Below are 1,046 nucleotides of genomic sequence, written 5' to 3' on the forward strand. Positions count from 1 at the left end.
TGGCGGGAAACCCGGATCCCGCTCTTCGAGCAGGCCACCGACACGCGGTCGGAGGAGATCAGGGCGCAGGGCGTACGCCCCCGGGTGTGGTTCGGCGAGCGGTGGATCACGTCGGTGTTCGACCTGTTCGAGGAGAACGTCCGCTACTTCCCGGCGCTGCTGCCGATCTGCGACGACGACGACCCGGCCGAGATCCTGGAGCGCGGCGACACCCCGGGGCTGAGCGAGCTGCGGCTGCACAACGGCACGGTGTACCGCTGGAACCGGCCGATCTACGCCGTCGTGAAGGGCCGCCCGCACCTGCGCGTGGAGAACCGCGTGCTGCCGGCCGGCCCGACCGTGGTGGACACGATCGCGAACGCGGCCTTCTACTACGGGCTGATCCGGGTGCTCGCCGAGGCCGAACGACCGGTGTGGACGCAGATGTCGTTCAGCGCGGCGGAGGAGAACTTCCACGCGGGCGCGCGGCACGGCATCGACGCGTCGGTGTTCTGGCCGGGCCTGGGCTACGTGCCGGTGACCGAGCTGGTGCTGCGCCGGCTGCTGCCGATGGCGCGCGAGGGGCTGGACCGCTGGGGCGTGTCGCAGCACGAGCGGGACAGGCTGCTGGGCATCATCGAGCAGCGCTGCCTGACCCACCGCAACGGCGCGAGCTGGCAGGTGGAGACGCTGCACCGGCTCGAGGCCGAGGGCCACAGCCGCCAGGAGGCCTTGCACGAGATGCTGCGCGAGTACCTCCCCCTCATGCACGAGAACAAGCCGGTCCACGAGTGGCCGGCCGCTTGATCCCGGGCGGGCCCGGGGAGGTGTAACGCCGCGCGCCTCCGGAGCGCTCTTCTCATTGCGATACGCAGACGGCGGACTCCTCGGATCGGTGCGACGGACCTCGACCGGCTGCTTGCCAAGGGACGGGGCGAGGACTGAGGTGGAGAGACTTCGCACCGGTGACCCGGTGTTCGTGGACCGTTCCGGCCGTCGTGGCCGGCTGATGGCGATCGCCGGGACCACGGGCGGGCTCGCGCTGGCCCTGGTGTTGATGGCTCTGC

1 pseudogene is annotated in these 1,046 nt (G+C 71.1%); it reads left to right on the forward strand.

The window, feature by feature from the left end:
- A pseudogene (locus tag AB0M20_RS45515) lies at positions 1–786 on the forward strand (glutamate--cysteine ligase); the annotation flags it as partial.
- Between the last annotated feature and the right edge of the window lie 260 nt (positions 787–1,046).

The sequence above is a fragment of the Actinoplanes sp. NPDC051633 genome (genome assembly GCF_040681735.1).
Lineage (GTDB): Bacteria > Actinomycetota > Actinomycetes > Mycobacteriales > Micromonosporaceae > Actinoplanes.